This window comes from Rhodanobacter panaciterrae (assembly GCF_014651895.1).
Lineage (GTDB): Bacteria > Pseudomonadota > Gammaproteobacteria > Xanthomonadales > Rhodanobacteraceae > Rhodanobacter > Rhodanobacter panaciterrae.
In genome coordinates this window covers 1,500,520-1,525,501 of sequence record NZ_BMXT01000001.1, presented here as the reverse complement: position 1 = coordinate 1,525,501, position 24,982 = coordinate 1,500,520, and the positions used below count along the sequence as shown (strand labels likewise).

27 protein-coding genes are annotated in these 24,982 nt (G+C 64.0%); 21 read left to right on the top strand and 6 right to left on the bottom strand.

Annotated features, from left to right (window positions below; translation table 11 throughout):
- Together recR and IE071_RS07045 are read left to right on the top strand one after the other, a co-directional pair.
- Window positions 1-603 carry a recombination mediator RecR gene (gene recR, locus IE071_RS07050; protein ID WP_189440367.1) on the top strand — a complete coding sequence of 201 codons (603 nt, stop codon included), beginning with the start codon at window positions 1-3 and terminating at the stop codon, window positions 601-603.
- Window positions 604-623: 20 nt separating this feature from the next.
- The gene (locus IE071_RS07045) at window positions 624-968 is read left to right on the top strand and encodes a histidine triad nucleotide-binding protein (protein ID WP_189440366.1); all 345 of its coding nucleotides are present in this window, start codon (window positions 624-626) and stop codon (window positions 966-968) included.
- Window positions 969-1,033: 65 nt separating this feature from the next.
- On the opposite strand, the gene IE071_RS07040 is transcribed toward IE071_RS07045, so the two are convergent.
- The 6 genes from IE071_RS07040 to IE071_RS07015 are packed head-to-tail and all read right to left on the bottom strand — an operon-like array spanning window position 1,034 to window position 6,652.
- Window positions 1,034-1,621 (bottom strand): Slp family lipoprotein, encoded by a 588-nt coding sequence (locus IE071_RS07040; protein WP_189440365.1) that lies wholly within the window; start codon window positions 1,619-1,621, stop codon window positions 1,034-1,036.
- A gap of 46 nt (window positions 1,622-1,667) precedes the next feature.
- Window positions 1,668-3,650 (bottom strand): transglutaminase TgpA family protein, encoded by a 1,983-nt coding sequence (locus IE071_RS07035; RefSeq protein WP_189440364.1) that lies wholly within the window; start codon window positions 3,648-3,650, stop codon window positions 1,668-1,670.
- Window positions 3,647-4,600 (bottom strand): DUF58 domain-containing protein, encoded by a 954-nt coding sequence (locus tag IE071_RS07030; RefSeq protein WP_189440363.1) that lies wholly within the window; start codon window positions 4,598-4,600, stop codon window positions 3,647-3,649. The genes IE071_RS07035 and IE071_RS07030 overlap by 4 nt, the downstream gene beginning before the upstream one ends.
- Complete coding sequence (locus IE071_RS07025) at window positions 4,600-5,541, bottom strand: AAA family ATPase (protein WP_189440362.1); 942 nt, start codon at window positions 5,539-5,541, stop codon at window positions 4,600-4,602. The genes IE071_RS07030 and IE071_RS07025 overlap by 1 nt, the downstream gene beginning before the upstream one ends.
- Window positions 5,542-5,600: 59 nt before the next feature.
- Entirely contained in the window at window positions 5,601-6,200 is a 600-nt protein-coding gene (locus IE071_RS07020) for a Maf family protein (RefSeq protein WP_189440361.1), read from the bottom strand.
- Complete coding sequence (locus IE071_RS07015) at window positions 6,197-6,652, bottom strand: hypothetical protein (protein WP_189440360.1); 456 nt, start codon at window positions 6,650-6,652, stop codon at window positions 6,197-6,199. The genes IE071_RS07020 and IE071_RS07015 overlap by 4 nt, the downstream gene beginning before the upstream one ends.
- 184 nt (window positions 6,653-6,836) lie before the next feature.
- On the opposite strand from IE071_RS07015, the gene IE071_RS07010 reads away from it, so the two are divergent.
- The 19 genes from IE071_RS07010 (at window position 6,837) to IE071_RS06920 (ending at window position 24,978) form a co-directional block, all read left to right on the top strand.
- Entirely contained in the window at window positions 6,837-7,316 is a 480-nt protein-coding gene (locus IE071_RS07010; RefSeq protein WP_189440938.1) for a YceD family protein, read from the top strand.
- 68 nt (window positions 7,317-7,384) lie between these two features.
- Entirely contained in the window at window positions 7,385-7,579 is a 195-nt protein-coding gene (rpmF, locus tag IE071_RS07005; RefSeq protein ID WP_077441856.1) for a 50S ribosomal protein L32, read from the top strand.
- Window positions 7,580-7,741: 162 nt separating this feature from the next.
- A complete protein-coding gene (locus IE071_RS07000; RefSeq protein WP_189440359.1) occupies window positions 7,742-8,716 on the top strand; it encodes a beta-ketoacyl-ACP synthase III in 975 nt (324 codons plus the stop codon).
- A gap of 143 nt (window positions 8,717-8,859) precedes the next feature.
- The gene (gene fabD / locus IE071_RS06995) at window positions 8,860-9,807 is read left to right on the top strand and encodes an ACP S-malonyltransferase (RefSeq protein WP_189440358.1); all 948 of its coding nucleotides are present in this window, start codon (window positions 8,860-8,862) and stop codon (window positions 9,805-9,807) included.
- A 57-nt stretch (window positions 9,808-9,864) separates the two neighbouring features.
- Complete coding sequence (fabG, locus tag IE071_RS06990) at window positions 9,865-10,608, top strand: 3-oxoacyl-ACP reductase FabG (RefSeq protein ID WP_189440357.1); 744 nt, start codon at window positions 9,865-9,867, stop codon at window positions 10,606-10,608.
- A 196-nt stretch (window positions 10,609-10,804) separates the two neighbouring features.
- Window positions 10,805-11,044, top strand: coding sequence for an acyl carrier protein (gene acpP, locus IE071_RS06985; RefSeq protein WP_007805185.1), 240 nt, complete (start codon window positions 10,805-10,807; stop codon window positions 11,042-11,044).
- A gap of 266 nt (window positions 11,045-11,310) precedes the next feature.
- On the top strand, window positions 11,311-12,549 hold the full coding sequence (gene fabF / locus IE071_RS06980) for a beta-ketoacyl-ACP synthase II (RefSeq protein ID WP_189440356.1): 1,239 nt from the start codon (window positions 11,311-11,313) through the stop codon (window positions 12,547-12,549).
- A 2-nt stretch (window positions 12,550-12,551) separates the two neighbouring features.
- Window positions 12,552-13,898, top strand: a complete 1,347-nt coding sequence (locus tag IE071_RS06975) for an aminodeoxychorismate synthase component I (RefSeq protein WP_189440355.1) — start codon at window positions 12,552-12,554, stop codon at window positions 13,896-13,898.
- Window positions 13,898-14,725, top strand: coding sequence for an aminodeoxychorismate lyase (gene pabC, locus IE071_RS06970; protein ID WP_189440354.1), 828 nt, complete (start codon window positions 13,898-13,900; stop codon window positions 14,723-14,725). Before IE071_RS06975 ends, pabC begins: the two co-directional genes overlap by 1 nt.
- Window positions 14,722-15,759, top strand: a complete 1,038-nt coding sequence (mltG, locus tag IE071_RS06965) for an endolytic transglycosylase MltG (protein ID WP_189440353.1) — start codon at window positions 14,722-14,724, stop codon at window positions 15,757-15,759. The genes pabC and mltG overlap by 4 nt, the downstream gene beginning before the upstream one ends.
- Complete coding sequence (gene tmk / locus IE071_RS06960) at window positions 15,756-16,397, top strand: dTMP kinase (RefSeq protein ID WP_189440352.1); 642 nt, start codon at window positions 15,756-15,758, stop codon at window positions 16,395-16,397. Before mltG ends, tmk begins: the two co-directional genes overlap by 4 nt.
- Window positions 16,394-17,329 (top strand): DNA polymerase III subunit delta', encoded by a 936-nt coding sequence (gene holB, locus IE071_RS06955; RefSeq protein WP_189440351.1) that lies wholly within the window; start codon window positions 16,394-16,396, stop codon window positions 17,327-17,329. Before tmk ends, holB begins: the two co-directional genes overlap by 4 nt.
- Window positions 17,320-18,291 carry a PIG-L deacetylase family protein gene (locus tag IE071_RS06950; protein ID WP_189440350.1) on the top strand — a complete coding sequence of 324 codons (972 nt, stop codon included), beginning with the start codon at window positions 17,320-17,322 and terminating at the stop codon, window positions 18,289-18,291. The genes holB and IE071_RS06950 overlap by 10 nt, the downstream gene beginning before the upstream one ends.
- Before the next feature lie 190 nt (window positions 18,292-18,481).
- Complete coding sequence (locus IE071_RS06945; protein WP_189440349.1) at window positions 18,482-21,361, top strand: bifunctional diguanylate cyclase/phosphodiesterase; 2,880 nt, start codon at window positions 18,482-18,484, stop codon at window positions 21,359-21,361.
- A 21-nt stretch (window positions 21,362-21,382) separates the two neighbouring features.
- Complete coding sequence (locus IE071_RS06940) at window positions 21,383-21,835, top strand: PilZ domain-containing protein (protein ID WP_268244954.1); 453 nt, start codon at window positions 21,383-21,385, stop codon at window positions 21,833-21,835.
- Between the two features lie 244 nt (window positions 21,836-22,079).
- Window positions 22,080-22,436 (top strand): NADH-quinone oxidoreductase subunit A, encoded by a 357-nt coding sequence (gene ndhC / locus IE071_RS06935; RefSeq protein ID WP_189440347.1) that lies wholly within the window; start codon window positions 22,080-22,082, stop codon window positions 22,434-22,436.
- Window positions 22,427-22,984 (top strand): NuoB/complex I 20 kDa subunit family protein, encoded by a 558-nt coding sequence (locus IE071_RS06930; RefSeq protein WP_158885108.1) that lies wholly within the window; start codon window positions 22,427-22,429, stop codon window positions 22,982-22,984. The genes ndhC and IE071_RS06930 overlap by 10 nt, the downstream gene beginning before the upstream one ends.
- 9 nt (window positions 22,985-22,993) lie before the next feature.
- Entirely contained in the window at window positions 22,994-23,722 is a 729-nt protein-coding gene (locus IE071_RS06925; RefSeq protein ID WP_189440346.1) for an NADH-quinone oxidoreductase subunit C, read from the top strand.
- Between the two features lie 26 nt (window positions 23,723-23,748).
- Window positions 23,749-24,978 carry an NADH-quinone oxidoreductase subunit D gene (locus IE071_RS06920; protein ID WP_229792835.1) on the top strand — a complete coding sequence of 410 codons (1,230 nt, stop codon included), beginning with the start codon at window positions 23,749-23,751 and terminating at the stop codon, window positions 24,976-24,978.
- Window positions 24,979-24,982: the final 4 nt, after the last annotated feature.

Here is a 24,982-nt window from a genome sequence, read left to right as displayed (position 1 = left end):
GTGAGCAACGGATCAAGTCTTCTGGCGGAACTGATTGAGGCCTTGCGCTGCCTGCCAGGTGTGGGCGGCAAAAGTGCGCAGCGGATGGCCTTCCATCTGCTGGAGCGTGAGCGCGAGCGTGGCCTGAAACTGGCTGCCGTGCTGGAGCAGGCGATACAGCGCATTGGCCATTGCAGCCAGTGCCGCAATTTCAGCGAGGAGTCGCTGTGCTCACTCTGCGCCAGCAGCAGTCGCGACCGGCAGGTGTTGTGTGTGGTCGAATCGCCGACCGACCTGGCGGCGATCGAACAGGCCACCGGCTATCGCGGCCAGTACTTCGTGCTGATGGGGCGGCTGTCGCCGCTGGATGGGCTGGGGCCGGAAGAACTGGGGCTGGCACAGCTGACTGAACGTCTGGGCGTAGGCGAGATCGAGGAACTGATCATCGCCACCAATCCCACGGTGGAAGGCGAGGCCACCGCGCACTATCTAGCCCAGCTGGCCCGTGCCGGCGGTGTGCGGCCGACCCGGTTGGCGCACGGCGTCCCGCTTGGCGGTGAACTGGAATACGTCGACCGCGGCACCCTGGCGCACGCGTTCGGCAGCCGCCAGTTGCTTGATTGATGCATCACGAGGGACAGGCGATGAGCGACACCATTTTCAGCAAGATCATCCGCCGCGAGATTCCGGCCGAGATCGTCTACGAGAACGACGAGGTGCTGGCGTTTCGCGACCTGAATCCGCAGGCGCCAGTGCACGTGCTGTTCATTCCGAAACGGCCGCTGGCAACGCTCAACGATGCGACCGCAAGTGATGCGGAATTACTTGGCCATCTGCTGTTGGCCACCGCGGACTACGCGAAGCGGGAAGGTTTTGCCGAGCAGGGTTATCGCACGGTGATCAATTGCAACGAGGACGGTGGGCAGACGGTGTTTCATCTGCATGTGCATCTGCTGGCCGGCCGACGTCTGCACTGGCCGCCGGGGTGAATGCGGCAACACGCACGCCACACATGAAAACGCCGGCATCTCGCCGGCGTTTTCATGTGTGGGTATTACTTCGGTGCCGGCGGCGGTGGCGGCCGCACGATGATCACCCGTCGCGGGCCTCCCCAGTATCCGGGACCCCAGCCGCCGCCCCAGTACGGGCCGAAGCCTGGACCCCAGAACGGGTCATAGAAGCCGGGCGGGTAATCCACCATGACCGGGCGTTTCGGCCACAGGTAGACCACGTCGGCTTCCACGCGCGGGTAGGCATAGTCGAACTCGCCGACCTTCTGCGACACGGTGCCGTGCAGCGTGCCGGTCACGGTCAGCTCGCGTCCGCGGGTGAAGACTTCCGGATCGTAGAAACCCTCGCGACAGGCGACGAAGCGGCCCTGGTTTTCGCCGGCATTGCCGGCTTGTGGACGCGCCTGGCTGTCCAGCGGGCGCGACAGCAGATAGAAGCAGGTCTGCTGCGGACCCGGCTCGGTCTTGATGATCTCGCCGCCCCAGCGGACGCGGGTGCCACCGGCGCCACCTTGCTGGGCGCTGGTGGTGGAGACGTCGGTGTAGGTGCCTTCCAGCGGTTTGGGGATCGTCGCGCAACCGGCCAGCAAGGCGAGGGCTGCGGCGAGGGTAAGTGGGCTGTACAGGGACATGGGGTATCTCCATCATGGGCGATGGCATGCGCCATCGCGTCGGCTCTTATTTGACCACGCCGGCGACCCGGAAATCCCGCACGGCGCGTTGAAACACACGCGACGATTCAGGCGACGGTTCGTCATGGGCGTAACGCAATTCCAGGTAACTACTCATCAACCTCGCAAGTTCGTCGCGTTGATCGGGCAGCGCACGCGCGGCGCGGCTCAGATAATGCTGTGGACCTTCGGCGAGCCGGCGTACGACGCCCATGCGTGCGAGCTTTCGTTCCAGCTCGCGCAGCGCGTCACGCAACGGATCCCGTGTCCGCCGACGCAACAAGGCCCACGCCAGCCCGATCGCGATGAACAGTACGCTGCTGATCGCCAGCAACACGCCCAACGTCGCGGTGTCGGTATCGCGGATGCCAAACGGCGTCAGCAGACCGCGCTGACGCAAGGCGTCGAAACCGATAACGCCCTGATCCCACCAGCGGTTGACGATGTCCCAGTGATTGCGCAGACCTTGCAGCCAGTCATTGCGATACCAGCTCAGTTGATCGCCCGCCGCGGCAGCAGCTCCCAGAGAGACCCGCTCCGGACGGACTGCGCCGGTGGGATCGACGCGGACCCAGCCGCGCCCGGCCAGCCACACTTCACTCCACGCATGCGCATCGGAATAGCGCACCAGCAGGTATTCGCCGAGCTTGTTCCAGTAGCCGCCCTGGTAGCCGGTGACCACCCGCGCCGGGATCCCGGCGGCGCGCATCAGCACGGTGAACGCCGACGAATAGTGTTCGCAGAAACCCTCATGGGTGTCGAACAGGAAATCGTCCACCGAGTCGCGCCCCAGCGGGGCCGGTGCCAGCGTGTAGCGGAAGCCGCCATCGTGAAACAGGGTCAGCGCAGCCTGCACGATCGCGGCATCGTCGCTGCCGTAGCGTTGCCGCCATTGGGCGGCCAGTGCGTGCGTGCGCGGATTGAAATTCGCTGGCAGCCGCAGGCCGAGGCGGCGCGAACGTTCGTCCAGCGTGGGCTGCAGCCGATAATGCAACGCGGAGCGCGCGGAATAGCTGAGCTGATCGTTCACCGGCTTGTCGGCCAGCACTTCACGGTCAGGCTGCAGGATGGCCTGCGCCGGTGCCTGCAGCGGCACATCCAGCGTAGGCAGTACGCGTTGACGGGTGGGTTGCAGGCTGATCTGGTACTGGATCGAGCTATCGGCTTCGAGCGGTGCCGGCTCTTGTGGCTTGGCATACCGGGTATCGAGATAACGCCAGCTGCGTCCGTCGAAATTCCACATCACGTAGGCGCGGAAATAGCGCAAATTTGCCGGCGGCGGTGCGCCATCGAAACTGACCCGCATCGCCGGATGATCGTCAGTGAGCAGTTCGGTGAAATTGCCTGGCGACATGCTGTCGCTGAGACCGGTGCGTGCCTGTTCCGGCGTTGGCGCGCCCCACAACGGTGAACTCAATCGCGGCACCAGCAGGAATGCCAGTAGCGCCAGTGGCAGCGCAGCCGCCGACAATGCCAGGCTCGGCAGCAGGGCGCGCGGCAGGCTGGTGGGCGCTTGTCCCGGTTCCAGTGCGCGCAATGTGGCCAGTGCCGGCAACAGGCCAAGTGCGACCACCACGGTGGCGATCAGCCCCTGGTCGAACAACAGCGCCGCCATCAGCGCGAAACAGGCAAAGCTGATGCCGACGCGGGCGTCACGGACGGTCTCGGTTTCCAGCAGTTTCAGGATCAGCAAGCCGACCGCCAGTGCGCTGCCCGGTTCACGACCGAAGATGTTGCCGTACTGAACGATCACCGCCAGCACCAGCAGAGCCAGCAGCGGCAGCTTGAGCCAGCGTGGCACGCGACCGGTTTGCTGACGCCGTTGCCACCAGCGCCAGCCAAGTGTCAGTGCCAGCGCGAGGCTGAGCCACCAGGGCAGGTGTGGCGAATGCAGACCCAATACCAGGGCCATGGTCAAGCCAAGCAGATCGAACGCGCGTGCGTCGATCGGCAGCTCGACCGCTTTCCTGCGCGCTATTGACGAGTTCATGGCAACTGCGCCAGCGCGCTCATGCAGCGCGCGTAATGCAGCGGCCCGCTGCTGCTGGCGATTTCGTTGCCGGGCAACCACAGGCTGTAGCTGCAGCGTTGGGCCTGCGCTTCGTTCAGCCAGCGCGCGAGGCGGGCAATCCGTGCCTCGTTGTCCAGCGCACTCAATTGACGCCAGTCCAGCTGCCATTGTGGACGGCTTTGCGGCTGCTCGAAATCCTTTACCAGCAGATGATCGTGGCGGGCGCTGGCCTTCCAGGCGATGTGTCGTTGCGGGTCGCCGGCGCGATAGTCACGCAATGCGGCCAGCTCGTCGCCGCGATGCAGGCGCATGTGGCGGGCGTCATCGGCCGGTGCGTGTGGTGACGGCCCGGCCACTTCCGGCTGTGGCCATACCAGCACCGATTGATCCGGATGCAGCCAACTCCATGCGCGAAACAGACCCAGCGGCCAACTGCTCCACAGGCGCAGCCGCGGCAGCGGTTGCCAGCCGCGCTGCACGGTGGGCAGCAACAGCTTCACCTGCGCGGTGGTGTTGGCATCGATCGCGAAGGCGATGGAGCTGCCCCCAAGATCAACGCGGATGGCGTTGCGCAGGCGGCTGGAGTCGAGTGCCAGGGTGAGTTCGATAGCTTGGCCAGCGACGGCGTGACCGGCGCGGATATGGCTCAGACGCAGACCGTCCAGACTGCGAAACGCCACCAGCATGCTGGCCGCACTGGCGGCGCCAAGCAGACAGGTGAGCAGCAGCGCGGCGTTGTTGGCGTAATTCAGCGCACCGACCAGCATCACCAGCAGCAGCACCGAAAAGCCGATGCCGAAACCGCTCGGCACGATGTAGATGCGTCGCCGATGCAGTTCGATCGGCAGGCTTTCGGGGCGGCGATAGCGGGTGAGCGCAGGCAGCCGACGCTCGGCCCATCGCTGGATGCGCTGCAACTGGTCGCGCATCAATCCACCGCAACCTCGGCCAGCAGCTGTCGCGCCAGCGTATCGCCGTTGGCACCGCGTGCCGGCAACAGGCGGTGCGCAGCCAATGGCACGAACAGCGCCTGGATGTCTTCCGGCAATACGTGGCTGCGACCGCTGAGCAGCGCCCACGCACGCGCTGCACCGAGCAAGGCCAGGCCGGCGCGTGGCGACAGGCCCACACGGATGTCGGCGTGGCGGCGGCTGGCGGCGAGCAGGGCCTGCAGATAGTCGAGCAGGGCGGTGCTGGCAGTGATCGACTGCGCCTGTTGGTGCAACGCGATCAGCGCATGGCCATCGAGTTGCGGCATCAGCTGTGCCAGCAGGTCCCGACGATCGCTACCGGTAAGCAAAGCGCGTTCGGCGGTGGCATCCGGATAGTCCAGCGACAGTCGCAGCATGAAACGGTCGAGCTGCGAATCGGGCAGCGGGAAGGTGCCGTTGAGGTCGAGCGGATTCTGCGTGGCGACGACGAAGAACGGTTGCGCCAGCGCATGCGTCTGACCATCGATGGTGACCTGATCTTCGGCCATCGCTTCCAGCAGCGCGCTCTGTGTCTTCGGACTGGCGCGGTTGATCTCGTCAGCCAGCAGCAGGCCGGTGAAGATCGGGCCGGGATGAAAGCGGAACTGGCCGGTCTCGCGCTCGTACACGCTAACGCCGATGATGTCCGATGGCAGCAGATCGCTGGTGAACTGCACGCGCTGGAACTCCAGCGCGAAGGTGGCGGCCAGTGCATGCGCCAGCGTGGTCTTGCCTACGCCGGGTACGTCTTCCAGCAGCAGATGGCCGCCGGCGATCAGGCAGGTGAACGCGAGTTTCACCTGGCGCGGCTTGCCCAGCAGCACGCGGTTGACCTGGGCCATCGCGGCTTCCAGACGCTGCTTCAGTGGTTCTTCGTGTGGCTGGGTGATGGCGGACATGGTTCTTCTGCAGTGGGATGTGGGGCACTACGCGTTCATGATTGCGGCAGTGTAGCGATCTACGGAAGAGCCATGCCTGCTTCGCGCAGCATCTGCGCCAGCGCAATCAGCGGCAGCCCGATCAGCGCGCTGGGGTCCCGGTTGTCGATCGACTCGAACAGACTGATACCGAGGCCTTCGCACTTGAAGCTGCCGGCGCAGTCGAGCGGCTGTTCGCGTTCGATGTAACGGGTGATCTCTGTTGCGTCCAGTTCGCGAAAACGCACGCGGGTGTGATCGACATGGGTATGTCGATGTCCGTCGCGGGTATCGAGCAGGCACAGCGCGGTATGAAAGTGCACTTCGCGGCCCGAGCTGGCGGTGAGCTGGGCGCGGGCGCGTTCAGCCGTGCCAGGCTTGTCGAGGATCAGTCCGTCAAGTTCGGCGACTTGATCGGAGCCGATCACCAGCGCGTCTTGCCCGCCGCTCGCCGCTGCTTCGGCCTTGGCGATGGCCAGCCGCAGGGCGCGTTCCGCCGGTGCTTCATGCGGCAGTGGAGCTTCGTCGGTGCCCGGGGCGGATTGCTCGAAATCCGCAACCAGCCGGCGCAACAGCTCGGCACGGTAGCGCGAGGTCGAGCCCAGCACGATCCGGGTCGATGCAGAGTGGGGCGCGATCATGTATCCGATTCGCGTCGGATGTGTTCGCGCATGGCGCTGTTCAGGTCGCTCTGGGCCTTGTTGAGTGCCTGCAGCAGCGGTTGCAGGCGATCGCGGGTGCTGCGCATCGAGGCGGCGGCCTCGTCCAGCTCCTGCTGGCTGGCACGCGGCGAACGGTCGCGGATCCACAGGCGTTGCTGCAATAACCCGCGCAGGCCAGCATCGATCGCATGTTGCGCGTCCTGTTCGCTGGCGGCGGGCAGGTCGGGATTGAGCGACATCACCGCGTGCGCCTGCTGCAGGCCGGATCGGCAGGTCTTGAGGTCCGCTTCCAGCCGGTCGGCCAGGTCAAGCAGGTTTTGCAGGCTGGCGCTGCGTTGTGCCTGGCGTCGGCGTAGCAGCCAAGCCGCGCTCAGCAGGGCCATCAACAGCACCAGCAGTGCGGTGGTGCCGAGCGTCAGGTAGGAGTTCAAGGGCGGCGGCTCAGATGACAGGGAGATTCAGTCTGCCGCATTGGGGCTGGATCAGGCAAAATAGGTGGCTGCTGGAGCGGTTTGATGCCGCTCCAGCGTCGTGCCAGTTGACTTCGGACGGCTTCGAACCTAACATTTCGCGATTATGTCCGTGACACTGCCAGAGTCCGTGGACGCTTGGCGCATGGTCTCGGCGCGGCGTTCGTTCGAGGGAACGCTACCCATCGCGACCATGTCACGCCTGTGCGAGGTGCTGGCGAGTGCGGATGGGTTGGTGCATTTCGAGCTGGATTTCGGGCGCGACAGCCTCGGCATCAGCTATGTCGATGTTCGCGCGCAGGCTTCGCTGACGCTGGTCTGTCAGCGCACGCTGGAGCCGTTTGTACTGCCGGTCGAGGTGAACACCCGGCTTGGCCTGATCAAACTGGAGCGCGATGAGGCTGGCTTGCCGCCGGATTGCGAACCGCTGCTGGTGGCCGAGGATGGCCGATTGAATCCGGTGGATGTGATTGAAGACGAATTGTTGTTGGTGCTGCCGCTGGTTCCGATCAATCCGGACAGCAGCCTGCCTGACGAAGTGACAGGCTACGAACCGGAAGACGATACCGCCGGTGATGAGCGCTCCGAAAATCCGTTCGCGGTACTGCGCGAACTGAAGAAGTAACCACCGACCCGGTCATCCGATCCGGGTCATGTCGCAACAGATCATCAAGTTTCCGTTGGAGAATTACCATGGCAGTTGCCAAGAGCCGCCGTACCCCGTCCACCCGCGGCATGCGTCGTTCGCACGACGCGCTGAAGACCGTGCAGCTGTCCACCGATCCGACCAGTGGCGAAGTGCACCTGCGCCATCACGTCACCAAGGATGGCTACTACCGCGGCAAGAAAGTGATCGAAACCAAGGGCGCGGTGTCGGTCGAGGATTGATCGATTCTGCGGAATCCCCTTGGGGATTCCCGGAATGTGGTCTTGCGAGACGGCGCGGCGACGCGCCGTTTTGCATTCAGGGACGCCGGAACGTAACGTTGCGGTGTTGCGCAGACGCCGTCCACGGCGTTCGATCCTCTGTATTCGTTGATGGATAGCTGAATGTCACAGATCTACACCCGCATCATCGCCACCGGCAGCGCTTTGCCCGAGCGTGTGGTCACCAACGCCGATCTGGAAAAGATCGTCGACACCAGTGACGAGTGGATCCACAGCCGTACCGGCATCCGTCAGCGCCACATCGCGGCCGACGGCGAGACCACCGGTGATCTGGCTTTCCTCGCCGCGCAGCGTGCGCTGGAGGCAGCCGGCATCAAGGCGTCCGAGCTCGACCTGATCGTGCTGGGTACCACCACGCCGGACATCATCTTTCCATCCACCGCCTGCCTGGTGCAGCACCGACTCGGTGCGAACGGCTGCGCCGCGTTCGACGTCAATGCCGCCTGCTCGGGCTTCGTCTACGCGCTGGGTATTGCCGACAAGTTCATCAAGAGCGGGCAGTCGAAGAAGGTACTGGTAATCGGCGCCGAGACGCTGACCCGCATGGTCGACTGGACCGAACGCGAAAGCTGCGTGCTGTTCGGCGATGGCGCCGGTGCGGTGGTGCTGGAGGCTTCCAGCGAGCCGGGCATCTATGCCACCTGCCTACATGCCGATGGTGGTTTCAAGCATCTGCTGTACAACCCGGTGGGCGTGTCGGTCGGCTTCAAGGACGAACCCAATCACGGAGTGCGCATCAACATGTCTGGCCGCGAAGTGTTCAAGGTCGCGGTGAAGACGCTTGACTCGCTGGTCGATGAAACGTTGCAGGTGGCCGGCATGGTCGAGACGGATATCGACTGGCTGATCCCGCACCAGGCGAACCTGCGCATCATCGAGGCGACCGCCAAGCGACTGAAAATGTCGATGGAGCGAGTCATCGTCACGGTCGACAAGCACGCCAATACCTCGTCCGGCTCGGTGCCGCTGGCGCTCGACTACGCGGTGCGTTCGGGCAAGGTGCAGCGCGGCCAGAACCTGCTGCTGGAAGCGTTCGGTGGCGGTTTCACCTGGGCCTCGGCGCTGCTGCGTTACTGAGCCACGATAGTTCCAGCTTTCTCGACGATGCCGCCTTCAGGGCGGCATCGTGTTTTTCAGCCCTGCAAAAATAACGAATACAGCTGCGTATGGGCGGCGATGCTGGCACCATGGCGGTTTTCGTCGACGGGATCCGCGCATCCATGAGTTCAACTGCCGCTTCGCTCGCTTTCGTTTTCCCCGGTCAGGGCTCGCAGTCGGTCGGCATGCTGGCCGAGCTTGCCGTCGCGCATGCCGAAGTGCAGGCGACATTTGCAGAGGCCTCGCAGGGCGCCGGTGTCGATCTGTGGAAGCTGAGCGCGCAGGGCCCGGAAGATCAGCTAAATCGCACCGAAAACACGCAGCCGGCCTTGCTCGCCGCCAGCGTGGCGGTATGGCGGGTATGGCAGAAACTCGGTGGCGCGCAGCCGGCACAGTTGTCCGGTCACAGTCTGGGCGAGTACAGCGCGCTGGTTTGTGCCGGTGCACTGTCGCTGCATGACGCGGCGGCACTGGTGGCTGAGCGCGGTCGTTTGATGCAGGCAGCGGTGCCGGCCGGTGTAGGTGCCATGGCGGCGATCCTTGGTGGCGATGACGCGCAGATTGCCGCGGTATGCGAAGAGATGGCACAGGGACAGGTGGTATCGCCGGCCAACTTCAATTCGCCGGGTCAGCTGGTGATCGCCGGCAATGCCGAGGCGGTTGATCGTGCATTGGCGCGACTGGCCGAGCTGGGCGTAAAGAAGGCGATCAAGCTGGCTGTCTCGGTGCCGTCGCATTGCGCCTTGATGCGCGATGCTGCCGACAAGCTGGGTGAGCGCATGGGCTCGATCAACTGGCAGCTGCCGTCGATCCCGGTGGTGCAGAACGCCGAAGCGCGCAGCTACAACACGGTCGACGAGATTCGTGGCGCGCTGCAGCGCCAGCTGTACCTGCCTGTGCGCTGGACCGAGTGTGTGCAGGCGCTGGCAGTTGGTGGTGCCACGCGTATTGCCGAATGCGGTCCGGGCAAGGTACTGAGCGGTCTGATCAAGCGCATCGACAAGACGCTCGAGGCCCGCGCGATCGGTGCTCCAGCCGAACTGGATGCTGCGTTCGCCGAGTGGGCGTGACCTTCCCGTAGTACGCATGATTCCTTCCATTGATTGAACGTCAGGAACCTCTACAAGATGAGCAAGCCACTGCAAGGTGAAATCGCGCTGGTCACCGGCGCCAGCCGCGGCATCGGTGCGGCGATCGCCGACGAACTGGCCACGATGGGCGCCACCGTGATCGGCACGGCGACCAGCGAGAGTGGTGCTGCGGCGATCGGCGATCGGCTGGCGGCACAGGGTGGTCATGGTCGTGTGCTGAATGTCACCGACAGCGCTGCGGTCGACGCGCTGGTCGACAGCATTGCCAAGGAATTCGGCGCGGTGTCGATCCTGGTCAACAACGCCGGCATCACTCGCGACCAACTGTTGATGCGCATGCGCGAGGAAGACTGGAACGTCATCCTCGACACCAACCTCAGCTCGGTCTACCGCACTTCCAAGGCGGTGATGCGCGGCATGATGAAGGCGCGCAAGGGCCGCATCATCTCGATCGCCTCGGTGATCGGGCTCACCGGCAATCCGGGGCAGGCGAACTATGCCGCGGCGAAGGCCGGCATCATCGCGTTCTCCAAGTCGCTGGCGCGCGAAATCGGTACCCGCGGCATCACCGTCAACGTGGTGGCGCCGGGCTTCATCGACACCGACATGACCCGCGCGCTGCCGGAGGAGTCGAAGCAGGCATTGCTCGGCCAGATCGCTTTGGGCCGGCTCGGTGACGTCGCCGATATCGCCAAGGCGGTGGGTTTCCTGGCTTCGCCGGCAGCGGCCTACATCACCGGTGAAACCCTGCACGTCAACGGCGGCATGTATATGCCGTAAGGCCTGTGGAAGCAGTTGTCGCCAGCGGGCTCGTTTTAGGCGACAATTGCGCTTTCGCGTCGGTCTACAGGCACTGCGTCCTGGTCTTGCCGGCGAATCGTGGCGGCCTCGCGGTTTAGCCACTACAATGCGCCGGCTTTTGCAGGCATTACGCCGGCACAAACAAATCATTTACTCCTTGAGAGGTATGGGCAACATGAGCACCATCGAAGAGCGCGTCAAGAAAATCGTCATCGAGCAGTTGGGCGTGAAGGAAGATGAAGTCACGGCGAACGCTTCGTTCGTGGACGATCTGGGCGCAGATTCGCTGGACACGGTGGAACTGGTGATGGCGCTCGAGGAAGAGTTCGAGACCGAGATTCCGGACGAAGACGCCGAGAAGATCACCACCGTGCAGCAGGCCGTTGATTACATCAAGGCCCACTCCAAGGATTGATTGGTACGGAATTGATCGATCAAGTATCGATCGATTCAAGTTGAATGCCTCTTGCCGGACTGGCAAGCATTTCACTGGCCAGTCTGTCCATGTGGCGATATCGAACGCTGCGCCTTCTTGGCGCAGTTTTCGTTTCTGCATTTTGTAACGTCCGACCCCGTATGGTGCGCGGGATGCGTCCCTGCCGCGGCGGATGACGTACCTGCGATTCGCAATTGCGAAGTACCCGCCGACGGTGGTTTTGCGGAATCACGAAGGAATACAGCATGAGCAAGCGTCGAGTAGTAGTGACTGGCATGGGCATCATCTCGCCGGTCGGCAACGAACTAGCCACCGCCTGGGAGCGTGTCCTCAAGGGCGTCAGCGGGATCGGTCCGGTTACACATTTCGACACCTCCGCTTATTCCACGCGCATCGCCGGCCAGGTCAGTGGTTTCGATCCGGCACAGTGGATGCCGGTGAAGGACGTCAAGAAGATGGACCCGTTCATCCACTACGGTGTGGCGGCGGGCACCCAAGCCTTGCGCGACTCCGGGCTGGAAGTGACCGAGGCGAACGCGCCGCGCATCGGCGTAGCCGTTGGCGCCGGCATCGGCGGCCTGTACACGATCGAGGCAACCACGCTCGAACTGGCTGCCAAGGGTCCGCGCCGGGTGTCGCCGTTCTACGTGCCAAGCTCGATCATCAACATGGCTTCGGGCCAGTTGTCGATCATGTTCGGCCTGAAAGGCCCGAACATCGCCTGCGTCACCGCGTGCACTACGGGCGCGCACAACATTGGTCTGGCCGCGCGGATGATTCAGTACGGTGATGCCGACGCCATGATCGCTGGTGGCGCCGAGTTCGCCACCACCGGTACCGCGATGGCCGGCTTCTGCTCGGCCAAGGCGATGTCCACCCGCAATGACGACCCGACCCGGGCCAGTCGCCCGTGGGACAAGGATCGCGACGGTTTCGTGCTGTCCGACGGTGCCGGCGTGCTGATGCTGGAAGAATACGAACACGCCAAGGCACGCGGTGCGCGTATCTACGCCGAGCTGGTCGGTTTCGGCATGAGCGGCGACGCGTTCCACATGACCGCGCCGAGCGAGGGTGGCGAAGGCGCAGCTCGCTGCATGCAGACCGCCTTGAACGATGCCGGCCTCAATCCGACCGACGTGCAGTACGTCAACGCACACGGCACCTCCACACCGCTGGGCGATCTGGGCGAGGTAATGGCGGCGAAGAAGGTCTTCGGCGATCACGCCTACAAGCTGGCGATGAGCTCGACCAAATCGACGACCGGCCACTTGCTGGGTGCGGCTGGTGGCGTCGAGGCGATCTTCAGCATTCTGGCGTTGCGCGACCAGGTGCTGCCGCCGACGATCAACCTGGACGAGCCGAGCGAAGGCTGCGATCTGGACTTCGTGCCGCACACCGCACGTGAAGCGAAGATCGACGTGGCGATCTCCAACTCGTTCGGCTTTGGCGGCACCAACGGCACGCTGGCATTCCGTCGCGTCTGAGTGTGACCTGCCATCGTCGTATCCTGGCCGGCCGGCGCGATTTGCTCGCGCCGGCCGCTTCGTTTCCGCAGCGCTATCCGTGCCTGCTGGAAAGCGTGGTGCGCGGCACCGCGCAATCGCGTTACGACATCCTGTTCGCGTTTCCGGGTGAGCGGCTCACCCTGCATGCGGACGGTCGACTGTGCGATGGCACGGACAATGCACGCGCAGGACGCTTCCTCGATGCACTGGACGCAGCCTGGCAAGCCGAACGATTGCCGCCAGGCGACGATGAACTGCCGTTCCATGGCGGCTGGGTGCTGCTGCTGGCGTACGAACTGGCTGGCGAGATCGAACCAAGGCTTAAGCTGCGACCGCCATCAGTATTGCCGGTGGCATTGGCGGTGCGCTGCCCGGCGGCGGTGATCATCGATCACGCGCGCGACTGCACGATCCTGCTGGTTGAGGCCGGCCATGAGCATCTGCTCGACACGCTGGAATCCGATCTCGCCGCGGCACCGTTGATCCCATCATTGCCGGCACCCATCGCCTGGGATGAGGATCTGCCGCAACGCTTTCTCGACGGTGTGGAACGTATCCACCAGCACTTGTACGCCGGCGACATTTTCCAGGTGAACCTGTCGCGTGCCTGGCGTGCGCGCTATGCGCAGTCACCCACGCCGGCGGCCTTGTATGACGTGCTGCGCCAGGCCAACCCGGCCCCGTTTGCAGGCCTGTTGCAGCAACCGGAGTGGGCGGTGGTGAGTTCCTCGCCAGAGCGACTGGTCGAAGTGCGCCGTGGCGTGGCGCAGACCCGGCCGATCGCCGGCACGCGACCACGCCTGCCTGGCGATGACGAGCTGGCGCGCATCCGCGAATTGAGCGCGCATCCGAAGGAGCGCGCCGAACACGTGATGCTGATCGACCTGGAGCGCAACGACCTTGGTCGCGTCTGCGTGCCGGGTACGGTCGAGGTCGACGAGCTGATGGCGGTGGAGAGTTACGCCCACGTTCACCACATTGTCTCCAATGTACGGGGCCGCCTGCGTGCCGAGGTGACACCCGGTGAAGTCATCGCTGCCACGTTCCCCGGCGGCACCATCACTGGCTGTCCCAAGGTGCGCTGCATGGAAATCATTGCTGCACTGGAAGACGCGCCGCGTGGTGCCTATACCGGTGCACTGGGCTACCTCGACCGCAACGGTGACCTCGACTTGAACATCCTGATCCGCACCCTGACCCTGACCGGCGATGAAGTCAGCCTGCGCGCGGGTGCCGGCATCGTCGCCGATTCGGTGGCTGCGCTGGAGCTGGATGAAACCCGTGCCAAGGCCCGAGGGTTATTGCGTGCGCTGGGAGTTCCGGACTGATGGCTGCGCGCATGCTGATCGATGGTGTGCCGGTCGATCAGGTTCCGGCACTGGATCGCGGCCTGGCCTATGGCGATGGCCTGTTCGAGAGCATCCGTTTCGTGGGGTGTATGGCGCCACTGTGGACGCGCCACATGCAGCGGCTCAGCGAAAGCTGTGAACGTCTGCGGATACCGGTGCCCGATACCGCGCAATTGTGGCGCGAGGCTCTGGAAGTCGCCCGCGGTATGCCGCAAGCGGTGGTGCGCATTACCGTGACCCGTGGTGTCGGCGAGCGCGGTTACGCGTTGCCGGCATCGCCGCAACCGATGCGTGTGGTTGCGGCTTTCGCGCCACCATCAGTCGCGGACTCGGCATATGCGCAGGGTGTGCGCATGCATGTCTGCGATATCCGCTTGGCGGAACAGCCGCTGCTGGCCGGCATGAAACATCTGAATCGGCTGGAACAGGTGCTGGCGCGCGCCGAGTGGAGCGATCCGGCGATCGCCGAGGGTTTGCTGCGTGATAGCCATGACCGGGTGATTTCGGCGACCATGGCCAACCTGTTTGCGGTGGTCGACGGCGTGCTGCTGACGCCGACGCTGGATCGCTGCGGCGTGGCAGGGGTCGCCCGTGCCGAGGTGCTGGCGATGTACCCGCAGACGCAGGTCGGTGAGCTGACGCTGGATACCTTGCTGGGGGCCAGCGAGGTCTTTCTCAGTTCGAGTGTGCGCGGCATCCTGCCAGTACGTTCACTGGGTCAGCAGGACTATGCCGTGGGTGAGATAACCCGTCAGCTGCAGCAGCATTGGCGCAATCTGGGATTTTTGATGGAGCAGGGCGGATGAGTGACAAACCGATGCGTGGGCGTGTATCACCACGTGCGCTGCTGCTGATTCTGCTGCTGGCGCTGGCCGGTGCGTTGGTCTATGGCTGGAACGACTTCAGTCGCTTCAGCAACACGCCACTGAACGTGACGGCACAGGGCGACAGTATCGACGTCGGTCGTGGCACCAGCTTCAGGAACATCGTCGGCGAACTGAACCAGCGGAATCTGAGCGCGGCCAATCCGCTGTACTGGCGGCTGCTGGCCGAGCAGATGCGCGTGGCCGGCAAGCTGCATGCCGGCGAGTACGCGTTGGCTGCCGGCATCACGCCGCGCCAGCTGCTCGCCAACATGGCGACCGGCAAGGTATTGCAGCGCAATTTCACCATCGTCGACGGCTGGACCTTCGGTGAATTGCGCCAGGCGCTGGCCAAGGCCGACAAGCTCGATCACAACAGTGCCAGCCTGGACGATGCAACGATCATGCAGAAGATCGGTGCTCCCGGCGAGGCGCCGGAAGGGCGCTTCCTGCCGGAGACCTATGCTTATGTGAAAGGTGACAGCGATCTGGACATCCTCAAGCGCGCGCACGTCGACATGGTCAAGACGCTCGATGCGTTGTGGCCTGGGCGTGACAAGGATCTGCCACTGGCCACGCCGTACGACGCACTGATCCTGGCCTCGATCGTGGAGAAGGAGACCGGTCGTGCCGATGAGCGTGCGCGGATCGCTGGCGTGTTCGTGCGACGCCTGGAGAATCACATGTTGCTGCAGACCGACCCCAGCGTGATCTACGGTATGGGTGCGAACTACGCCGGCAACATCCACAAGAGCGATCTCACCACCGACACGCCTTACAACACCTATACCCGGCCGGGGCTGCCGCCGACACCGATCGCGCTGCCGGGCAAGCCGGCTTTGCTGGCGGCCCTGCATCCGGCCGCCGGCACCGAGCTGTACTTCGTCGCTCGCGGCGATGGCGGTCATGTCTTTTCCAGCACGCTGGAGGAACACAATCGCAACGTCGATTGCTACCAGCGGAAACGTTGTCCATGAATGAGGCGCGCGGAAAATTCATCAGTCTCGAAGGCGGTGAAGGTGCCGGCAAGAGCACCTTGCTGGCCGGCCTGCGCGAATACATCGAACAGCGCGGCATCGCGCTGGTGCAGACGCGTGAGCCTGGAGGCACGGCGGTCGGCGAGGCCGTGCGTGCGATCGTGCTCGATCCGGCCCAGCACGGACTGGCCGCCGAGACCGAGCTCCTGTTGATGTTCGCCTCACGCGCGCAACTGGTGCGCGAGCTGATCGAGCCGGCCTTGAGCGCCGGGCAGTGGGTATTGTGCGATCGCTACGCCGACGCCAGTTACGCCTATCAAGGTGGTGGTCGTGGCCAACCCATCGCGCGCATTGCCGAGCTGGAACGCTGGGCTTGTGCTGGCGTGAAGCCCGACCTGACCTTGCTGCTCGATCTGCCGGTGGCGACCGGGCGTGCTCGCGCGGCGGGCCGCGGTGATGCCGACCGCATCGAGGTCGAGGCAGATGCCTTTTTCGAACGCGTGCGCACCAGCTATCGCGAACGTGCCGCGGCCGAGCCGGATCGGTTCCGGGTGATCGATGCCAGTCAGTCACCTGCCGCGGTACTACAGGCGGCGATGCGGGAGCTGGCTGTGCTGGTTGGAGCATCGCCGGCATGAACCTGTTGCCCTGGCACGCTGAACACTGGGCGCGGCTGCAGGCACGCCGCCAGCGCGACGCCCTGCCGCACGCTTTGCTGCTGTGTGGAGCGGCAGGTCTGGGCAAGCGCGCGTTCGCCCAGCGCTTCGTGCAAGGCTTGCTGTGCTCGGAATCTGCTGGCGGTGATCCCTGTGGGCATTGCCGCAGTTGCCTGCTGGTTGCCGCGGGTACACACCCGGACGTGATCTCGCTGAGCTTCGGACTGCGCAAGGATGGCGTGCTGCGCAGCGAGATCGTGGTCGACCAGATCCGCGAGCTGTCGTCGCGGCTGGCCATGCGCAGTCAGTTCGGCGGTTGGCAGGTGGCCACCATCGATCCGGCCGATGCGATGAATCCTGCCGCCGCCAACGCGCTGCTGAAGACACTGGAAGAGCCGGCCGCGCAGACCATGCTGATCCTGCTGGGCGATGCGCCGTGGCGCTTGCCGCAGACCATCCGCAGCCGTTGCCAGCGGATCGAATTCCATCTGCCGACTGCCGCCGACGCGCTGGCGTGGCTGCACGCCGAAGGTGTGCGCGATGCGGCCGCCGCACTTGACGCCGCCGGCGGCAATCCCGGCCTGACCCGCGCGTGGGCGCAGGAAGGCGCGCTCGACCGCCGGCTGGAAGTGCGCAAGGATCTGGCTGCGCTTGCGGCAGGCCGTGGTCAGCCGCTGGATGTGGTCAAGCGCTGGCTGGACAACGAGCCAGCACAACGGTTGTGGTTTGCCGCCCAGGCCGCCGCCGACGAGATCAAGGCGCGCTCGACCGAGCGTAGTGGACCGCTGGCCAGCGCGATGGACGTCGAGGCGCTTGGTCACTGGTACAGCGCGGTCAACCGCACCCGCGAGAGCCTGCGCGGTCCCTTGCGTGGTGACCTGCTGCTGCTGGAACTGCTGGCGCAGTGGCGTTGAACGAATCCGTCGCGAAGCCGTCCCCGACGCTTCCCGCGAGTGGATTGCCGGAGTTTTCCGCGCAGACCCGTTTGCTGGTGGTAGCGCCACATCCGGACGACGAAACCATCGCCAACGGCCTCCTGATCCAGCAGGTGTTGGCAGCGGGCGGCGAAGTGCGCATCCTGCTGCTGACCGCCGGCGACAATAATCCGTGGCCGCAACGCTGGCTGGAGCGACGCGTGTGGATTGGCGCCGCCGACCGGCAGCGCTGGGGGCATCGCCGCCACGCGGAAATGCTGCAGGCGCTGGAGTGCCTCGGCGTGCCGGCACAGGCACTGCACACGTTGGGCTGGCCGGACATGGGCGTCACCGACATGCTGCTGCATGCGGCAAGTACGGCGGTACCCGTGCTGGCTGCGGCAATTAATCAGTTTTGCCCCAGCCTGATCGCGCTGCCCGCGTTGGACGACCATCATCCCGATCACGGTTCGGCGCACGTCCTGGTGCAGTTGGCCTTGGCCGAGCAGGTCGATCCGCCCCGGCTGCTGGCCTACCTGGTGCATGGCCATGCGAGCGACAGCGGTTTTATCGAAATTCTTGGCTCGGCCGCGCAATCGGCGAACAAGCGCAAGGCACTTGCAGCACATCGCAGCCAGATGGCCTTGAGCGGCAAGCGCATGCGCCGCCTGGCAGCCATGCCGGAACGCTATCTCGACGTATCGGCGATGCCGATGGCTTCTGCTTCGGCCTTGCCGTGGCAGCCCCCGAGATGGTTGTGGCCATGGTTGCGGTTGAGCGTGGTCGATGCGGCGGGAGTACAGAGCTGGCGTTGGCGGCAGGCTCCGCTTCAGCGCGACAATCAGGGTGTTAACCATCTGACCGTGGTGGCTGGTACGGCAGACACCCCACGTTTCGCCAGGCTGGCGCTGAGCTTGCCCTCGGTGTGGATATTCGACCATTGGGGCTGGTGCCTGCTCTGAACCGGGCTCCATCGCTGACGCCGGTCTTGCGTAGACCGATCGACAGGGCTAGCTTCTGACACAGGGGAGTTGATGATGCGGGTGCAGCCAACGGCTGCACCGTTTCTGCGCCATCATCGAAACCGGTTGTCGATCCAGGCTGCGATGTCGAAGCAAGCCGCTGATTCCGTCTACCCGGCTGATCAACTGAATGCGTAATCCGGATCTGAATTCGTTAGATGCCAGTCCAGCGCCGGAAGCTGCGTCCAGCGAGCATTTCTACGCCGCGCTTTTCGACATCGGTCAGTTGCTGGTTCGCTCGCTCGATCCACCCGCACTCTACGAGGCTGTCATCGAGGTGCTTGAACGCCGGATCGGTGCGTTGCGGGTGATGGTGGGCGAGGTCGATCGCGGCACCGGATGGTTTCGCCGGATTGCGCCCGCCCATATTGCGCCGGGCATGGCGGACATCTACCCGGAAAGCATGCCGTTTTCGATCGCACAACGAACGTTCTGGCAAGGGGCTCCGCAGCTGGAAAGTGATATCCGCCATGCGCCGGGTCTGGAGATGTTCCGCCAGGCATATGTACGGCATGGCATAACTTCCGTCGTTGCCGTTCCGATCATGAAGTTTGGTGAGGTGCATGCAGGGCTGGTGATACGGTCCAGGCATCCGGGCTACTTTTCCCCGCGGATGATCGAGTTGTTGCAGCAGGCTGCTGCAAGCATCGGATTGGGGCTGGAGGCACACGAGCAACGCACCTTGCTGCTGCAATCGGTGCAGGAGGAGGCTTGCCAGCGACGCGCGCTGCGCCTGTTCAGCGAGATGGTCAAAGTGGTGACGCACAGCCTCGATGAGCAGACATTGCTGACCGATGCCTGTCGAGTCGTAAGGCGTATGGGCGGCTATCAGGCGACCCGGATCGCCTTGCTGGAGGGCGATAGCAGACAGACGCTGCGGCTGCATGCACAGGATGGTTTGGCGGACGAACGCGAGACGGAGTCCCTGCTCGATTTGAGGGACGCTGCGCACGCCGATGATGCAGCCGTCATCGCGATGCTTACCGGCCAGTCCCATGTCAGGCATCCGCCGTCGCTGGATTGCCCCGATTGGCCGTTTGCCCACGACCTGCCGGGACCGCGTGCCTTGCTGGCGCTGCCATTGCTGGTGGAAGGACACGTCGTCGGTGTCTTTGTCATCGCTGCGGCTGAGGCGGATATGTTCGCTCCGATCGAGGTGCAGATTTTTTCGGAAATGGCGATCGAGTTGGGGTTGGGCATCCAGATGCAGCGCGCACGTGCCGCTCGCGTTGCCGCCGAGCAGGATCTGCGATTCAACCTGCAGCATTTCCAGACGGTGCTGTCGAATCAGTACTCTGGCGTGCTGGTGATGTCCGAAGACAACCGCGTGAAGTTCGCCAATGAGGCGTTCTGCGAACTTTTCGGGTTGCCTGAAACACCTGCCGAACTGGAAAACCTGGCTTCAGCCACGATCTATGAACGCCTGAAACAGGTTCTCGAAGATCCCGATCATGAGTGGCAGCGGATCCAGGACATCCTGGCCAGAAACGTAGCGGTCAAGGGCGACGAGGTCGCCATCAAGGGCGGCCGCACCTTCTTGCGCGATTTCACCCCGATCACCATCGACGGTGTGCCGCAGGGGCGGTTGTGGCATCAGCGCGACATCACCGAACAGAAACTGCACGAGGCGCGGGTCGAGCGGTTGGCCTTCTACGACGTCGTTACAGGTCTGCCAAACCGGCGCCTGTTGTTCGAGTTGCTGGAGCCGGCGCGGATGCAGGCCATCACGCAGCATTCGTTGCTGGCCGTCGGCGTGCTCGATCTTGATCGCTTCAAGAGCGTCAACGACACGATCGGACACAGCGGTGGCGATCATGTGCTGGCGGAAGCTTCGGCACGAATCCTCGGCATGCTGCGCGAAGCCGACGTGTTGGCCCGCTTCGGTGGCGACGAATTTGCGCTGGTGATTTCCGGTCTCGATAGTCGCGAGCAGCTCGATGTCATCAGCCGCTGCATCCTGCAGGCCTTGCGGGCACCGTTCAATTTGATGGGCGAGCAGCTGTACCTGTCGGCCAGCATTGGCTGGACCCTGTTTCCGCTCGACGAATCTGATGCCAAAGGTCTGGTTCGCCATGCCGACCTGGCGATGTATGCGGCGAAGGAAGAGGGCAAGGATCGGGGCTCGTTTTACGAGCCGGCGATGGAGCTGGAGCAGTTGCGCCTGCAGGCGATGCGCGAGCGGATCGCGCAGGCGTTGCAGCAGTCGCACCTGCAGCTGTTGTTCCAGCCGATCGTGTACATCGATGGCCTGCCCGGGCTGCACGGGGTGGCCGGTATGGAGGCATTGTTGCGTCTGAATGACGCCGGGCAGGAATTGGTCGAGCCCGCAAAGTTCATGCACGTGCTGGATGACCCGCAACTGGCCCGGCCGATTGGCCGCTATGTGCTGGATGAGGCACTGCGGTGCTGCCAGTCCTGGATGCGGGCCGGCATCTCGATTCCGGTCTCGATCAACATCAGCACCCGCCACCTGCTGCATCCGGCGTTCTTCACCGATATCGACGCCGTGCTCGATACCTACCCGGATGTGATGGATGTGGGTTTCGGCATCGAGGTGACCGAAACCGGTCCTTCGATGGACCACAGCCGCGCCAAGGTCGTCATCGAGGAATGCCGCCGGCGTGGCATCCGTGTCGGCCTGGACGACTTCGGTACCGGCAGCGCCTCGCTGAGCCATATCCAGCAGCTGGACATCGAACACATCAAGCTCGACCAGAGCTTCGTGCGCGACATCCTCAGCGACGAACGCAACATGGCGATCGCGGCGGGCGTCATCACCACCGCCCGCATGCTGGCCAAGACGGTGATTGCCGAGGGTGTCGAGAAGGCAGAGCAGGGCGATCTGCTGGCTTCGCTGGGCTGCCATCAGTTGCAGGGTTTTTCGATTTCGCGGCCGATGCCCGCCGCGGCCGTGCCGGGATGGGTTGCCGGTTGGGTGCCTCCCGCATCATGGGGAAACCTGGTCAACGAGCGCCAGTCGCTGCTGACCGGTCAGCCGGACGGCGGATGAGAACCGGGTTGCGAAGCACCGATGAGACCTGTGACATGCCGCAACAGTGGTGCGCGTGCGGTACAGCCTCTAAGATCGGGCCATCGATCGGACGGTTCGAACGTCCGGCAGGAGCCCCGCATGAAACCCATGGCAGCCCGTCAAGGCATCATTTCACTGAAAATCAAGGACGCAGCGTCGCTGTACAACGCGTACATGCCGTTCCTCAAGCATGGCGGATTGTTTGCGGCAACCGCACAGTCCTATTCGCTCGGTGACGAGGTGGTGCTGCTGGTGACCCTGGCCGAGGAGACCGAGCGGCTGTCGGTGGTCGGCAAGGTGGTCTGGATCAGCCCGATCGGTGCGCAAGGCAACCGTACGGCCGGTATCGGCATCCACTTCAACGAATCGGGCGATGCCGAAGCCGCCCGCAGCCGGATCGAAAACATCCTCGCCGGCACGCTGACTTCCGAGCGTGCGACCCACACCATGTGAGACGTGGCGATAATCCGCACGTCGTCGGCCGTCAAGGCTTGTTGTACCCATACGCACTGATACAATGGCGAGATTCGCGAGCTCATCTCGCGGAACATCGGACGCTTGCGGTTTCTGACCAGCGGGCGTGGCTGCGCAGCCCATGGCTGTGTCGGCCTGCCGAATCGAAGTCGCCGGACCGTGAGTTACTGGGTTAGTCCCCGCGGTCACTGATGCGCCCGATGGCGCGGAGGTAAGTTGCATCGTGCTTGCCGAATACTGGCCCGTTCTGTTGTTCATCGGCGTTGCCACCGGCCTCGGTCTGGTGTTGCTGGCCGTCGGTCTGCTGGTGGGGCCTAGCCGTCCCGAGGCGGAAAAACTGGCGCCCTACGAGTGCGGCTTCGAGGCATTTGAAGATGCCCGCATGCGCTTCGACGTGCGCTACTACCTGCTCGCCATCTTGTTCATCATTTTTGATCTGGAAATCGCCTTCCTGTTTCCGTGGGCGGTGGTGTTCCAGCAGATCGGCATCGTCGCGCTGATCGAGATGGCGCTGTTCCTGCTGCTGCTGGTCATCGGCTTTGCCTACGTGTGGAAGAAGGGAGCGCTGGAATGGGAGTGATCGATTCCATCAGCCGGACGATGCACAACCCGCCACCGGTCAATGTCGTCGACGACATTCTGCGGCCCGGAGGCGACAACCCGCTGGTGCAGCGCGGCTTCGCCACGGCGCGCATGGACGAGCTGATGAACTGGGCGCGCACCGGCTCGATGTGGCCGATGACGTTCGGTCTGGCCTGCTGTGCGGTCGAGATGATGCACGCCGGTGCGGCGCGACTGGACCTGGATCGCTATGGCGTGATCTTCCGCCCCAGCCCGCGCCAGTCCGACGTGATGATCGTGGCCGGCACCCTGGTCAACAAGATGGCCCCGGCGCTGCGCAAGGTCTACGACCAGATGCCCGAGCCGAAGTGGGTGATCTCGATGGGCAGCTGTGCGAACGGCGGTGGTTACTACCACTATTCCTATTCGGTGGTGCGCGGTTGCGATCGCATCGTGCCGGTGGACATCTACGTGCCGGGCTGCCCGCCCACGGCCGAAGCCTTGATCCACGGCATTCTGCAGTTGCAGAAGAAGATCCGCCGCACCAGCACCATCGCGCGTTCGTGAGGCCCTGATATGTCCGACACACCTGCGACCTCGCTGGCCGAACGCCTCGCTGCGCGATTCGGCGATACGCTGACCATCAGCACGCAGCGCAACGAAATCACCGCCGAGCTGGCCGCTGCCGACCTTATCGCGGTCGCTACAGCATTGCGCGACGAGCCGGGCTTCCGTTTCAGCGAACTGATCGACCTGTGCGGCGTCGACTACCTCGGCTATGGCCAGACCGAGTGGGAAACCAACACCGCCGGTGGCGACGGTTTCTCGCGTGGCGTGGAAGGCCAGGCGATGGGGCGCTTCGACTGGGCCGGGCGTCCGCGCGGCAACGACGAGCCACGCCGCTTTGCCTCGGTGGTCCATCTGCTGTCGATCGAGCACAACCGTCGTCTGCGCTTGCGCGTGTTCTGCGCGGACGACAGCATGCCGGTCGTGCCGTCGCTGACCCTGGTGTGGCCGGGCGTGAACTGGTTCGAGCGCGAGGCGTTCGACCTGTACGGCATCATCTTCGATGGCCATCCGGATCTGCGTCGCATCCTCACCGACTACGGATTCGTCGGCCATCCGTTCCGCAAGGACTTCCCGCTGATCGGCAATGTCGAGGTGCGTTACGACCCCGAACAGAAGCGGGTGATCTACGAGCCGGTGTCGATCGAGCCGCGCGTGCTGGTACCGCGCACCATCCGCAATGACGCCGACCTGATGCAGGCCAAGGCCGAAGCGGCCGACGATTGGCAGAGGAACTGATCGTGCAAGAAATTCGCAACTACACGATGAACTTCGGCCCGCAGCATCCGGCTGCGCACGGCGTGCTGCGCCTGATCATGGAGATGGACGGCGAGACGATCATTCGTGCCGACCCGCACGTGGGCCTGTTGCATCGCGGCACCGAGAAGCTGGCCGAGTCCAAGCCGTTCAACCAGTCGATCGGTTACATGGACCGGCTCGACTACGTCTCGATGATGTGCAACGAGCACGCCTACGTGAAGGCGATCGAGAACCTGCTGGGGATCGAGGCGCCGGAACGCGCGCAGTACATTCGCACCATGTTCGACGAGATCACCCGCATCCTGAATCACCTGATGTGGATCGGCTCGAACGCGCTCGATCTCGGTGCGATGGCGGTGTTCCTCTACGCGTTCCGTGAGCGCGAAGAGCTGATGGACGTGTACGAGGCGGTGTCGGGCGCGCGCATGCACGCGACCTACTATCGTCCCGGCGGCGTCTATCGCGACCTGCCGGCGCAGATGTCGCAGTACCGCGAGTCGCCGTGGCACAAGGGTAACGATCTCAAGCGCATCAACAGCTGGCGCGAAGGTTCGATGCTGGATTACCTCGAAGCGTTCACCGCCGACTTTCCGTCGAAAGTGGACGAATACGAAGACCTGCTGACGAACAACCGTATCTGGAAACAGCGCACCGTCGGCATCGGCGTGATCAGCCCGGAGCTGGCACAGCAATGGGGCATGACCGGTGTGATGCTGCGCGGCTCAGGCGTCGAATGGGATCTGCGCAAGAAGCAGCCGTACGCGAAGTACGCCGAGATGGATTTCGATATCCCGGTCGGCGTCGGCGGTGACTGCTACGACCGTTACCTGTGCCGCGTCGAAGAGATGCGCCAGTCGAACCGGATCATCCAGCAGTGCGTGAAGTGGCTGAAGGCGAATCCCGGCCCGGTGATGGTCGAGAACTTCAAGGTCGCACCGCCGTCGCGGGTCGAGATGAAGGAGGACATGGAAGCCATGATCCATCACTTCAAATTGTTCACCGAGGGCTATTGCGTGCCAGCCGGCGAGACCTATGCCGCGGTCGAGGCGCCGAAGGGCGAGTTCGGCTGCTATCTGGTTTCCGATGGCGCCAACAAGCCGTTCCGCGTGCATCTGCGCGCACCGGGCTTTGCCCACCTGTCATCCATGGACACCATCGTGCGCGGCCACATGCTCGCCGACGTGGTGGCCATGATCGGTACCTATGACCTCGTGTTCGGCGAAGTGGATCGCTGAGCCG